The organism is Synechococcus sp. MIT S9452, from assembly GCF_047304245.1.
In the GTDB taxonomy this organism is placed as follows: domain Bacteria; phylum Cyanobacteriota; class Cyanobacteriia; order PCC-6307; family Cyanobiaceae; genus RCC307.
In genome coordinates this window covers 811833-814041 of the sequence record NZ_CP138956.1, presented here as the reverse complement: position 1 = coordinate 814041, position 2209 = coordinate 811833, and the positions used below count along the sequence as shown (strand labels likewise).

Below are 2209 nucleotides of genomic sequence, written 5' to 3'. Positions count from 1 at the left end.
TCCGGCTTACGGGAGGGATACCCCCCCAGGCGAAAAATTGCCTTTAAGCTTCCTACAGCTTTGCTGTACTAGGCAAATCCAGTCTCTTGGCTTGAGATCGCTCGTGCCGCAAGTGTTTTGAGCCGTTCGTCAGGTTCTCTGCGTTGGCCTTGCTTGCAAGATCTGCATAAAGCTCATGGCGAACTTTTGGGTCCCTGCAGCGTCAGTTCAACGCTCGAGAAATATCTGCTGATGGGCTCGGCTGAGCGGCTTCCTGGCCTTCTGAGTTGAAGCCGAATGGCCACAGCTTGCTTTTCTTCAGGGATTTTGAGCTCGATGGGTCCTTGTTTGGCTTGGATATAGGTCAATAGCTCGTCATCACTGCCTGGTAGAGGCACCAGAGGAAGTTCTTGGGCCGCGCTGGGTACAAGGCGGTAGTTTTTGTGCTTCCCGTCGGCAAAGTCGACCCGTGCCCGGATCACAAATCCAGGCCTATAGAGAGTTTTGCGTAACTTGTAGAGCCAGTTTGGCTTGAAGTTGAAGCTGGCACTGGTTCCCGGCGGTAGATCCTTAGGTAGCTGAATTGGCTTGCTGCTCGAGCGGTTCTGGCGCAGGTCAAAGTCTTGTTGCAGCAAGACTTGTTCCTGCTGCTCAGTTGGGGTGCTCCGCTCACGCATGGCGATCCCCCCGCGCGTGCCACGGCTATGCAGTTCGTAGTGGCGCGCAATTTCGCTCAGTGCTGGCCCTTCGATGTCGGTTGATGGCCAGCGTTGGTCGATTACTTTTTGGTTGAGAAGTACAAATTGTGGCCTTCGCTTGGGATCTGCAAAGAAGTCCCTATTGAGCTGGAGGAGATGCTTGGAATAGGCGTTGAGGGAATGGGGAATTGGTCTGGGGGTGTAGGTGAGCTTGTTGTTGATGACATCAAGCGTGTCCCAGGGCAGGTGGTCGGCGGTTGCAGATGGAGGTAGATCAAAACGATCGGTTAGATCATCTCTTGTTTTCAAGTGGTTCAAGACTTCTGTTCGCCGTTTTAAGAGTGCGGCTCTGCCATCGGGATTGGCATTGGCTTGCCAGAATTGCTGGATTCCATAGTGTCTGGTTCTGCGGTACAGATCCCAGTCCCAATCCATTCGTTTTGAGCTGATTGTGTAGCCGGTGCCTATGGGTAGCAGTAAAAGCGGTATGCCCATAAGCAGCCGCTTGCCTCGAAAGCAGTCCCAAAACAAGGCCAACGTCACGATTCCTGCTGTGAGCAGAAACAGTCCTGACATGGGGAAGTGTCCGCCGTCATGACGAACCATGCCCCCTTTGAATGGAGCCCAAAAGTACAGAGTGCTGATCAGTGCAGTTGCGATCACTGGCCAGCGATGACGCCATTGAAGTTTTTGCCTGAAGCCTGTTGCGATGATGCTGATGCAGGCCGCGCTAGCTAGCCAGTAAGGCAATTGTTGCCAGTCATTGCGGCTTCGGTAGAGCGCCATGGCTTCGCTATATCCCGAAACGATTTCTTTGTTGGGGCCTGTGATGTAATGCCAGCCATCGGCAAAATTCATTCCTGCTGGAAGCATCAATCCAATCCCAATCAATGGGATGGCCATTGTTTTTATAAGCTTTTTTGATTTATCAAAGTCCGATTGATGTAGCTCAGTGCCAAGAAGGATGATGAGGCTAGGTGCTGCCAGTGCGACAAAAGATAGTTTGATCAGGATTCCCAGAATCAGTGTTGATGCCTGCAATAAGTAATTGATGAGAGGTAAGGACTCTTGCTTTGTTCGGCATACTGCTGTGATGGTAACGATTAGGCAAAAACTATTGAATAGAGCATCAAGTCGTTGTGAGGTAAATAAAGCTAAGACCAACAAGATCGCCCAGCTGAAGGGATGTCCAACCTGCCGCCTTAGGCTCAGCATGGCTGCTCCCCAGCCCAGTCCATAGATCCACCGCCCTAAAACAAGGAAGGTGAAATTCTCACTGACTTGGCCTGTGTACAGCTGGTGATAAGGACCAAATGTGAACACCACATCACGGCCAAAAATGCGGCCCTGATCTGTGGCTTGCACCAGTGCTTCAACCCAGCCAGGGTCGAGACCTGCCCAAGGCAGTCGCATCGGCAGGCTCCACACCAAAGCGGTGGCTGCTGCCAGAAACAGCAGCCCATCGAGCAACCGCGTGGACCACTGCTGTGACGTCGTTGGACGGCGCAGCGTCAGCGGCATTAGCTCTCAAA

Annotated in this window: 1 protein-coding gene; it reads right to left on the bottom strand. The window is 52.4% G+C overall.

Annotation, left to right across the window (positions count from 1 at the left end; all coding sequences use genetic code 11):
• Nucleotides 1–173: 173 nt before the first annotated feature.
• Nucleotides 174–2198: a hypothetical protein gene (locus SIB46_RS04435; protein WP_413297329.1), complete on the bottom strand. Its 2025-nt coding sequence runs from the start codon at nt 2196–2198 to the stop codon at nt 174–176.
• Nucleotides 2199–2209 lie beyond the last annotated feature (11 nt).

What these genes read in the sequence shown, in the direction of transcription:
- SIB46_RS04435 (WP_413297329.1), bottom strand. Translation starts at nt 2,198, where the DNA reads ATGCCGCTGACGCTGCGCCGTCCAACGACGTCACAGCAGTGGTCCACG.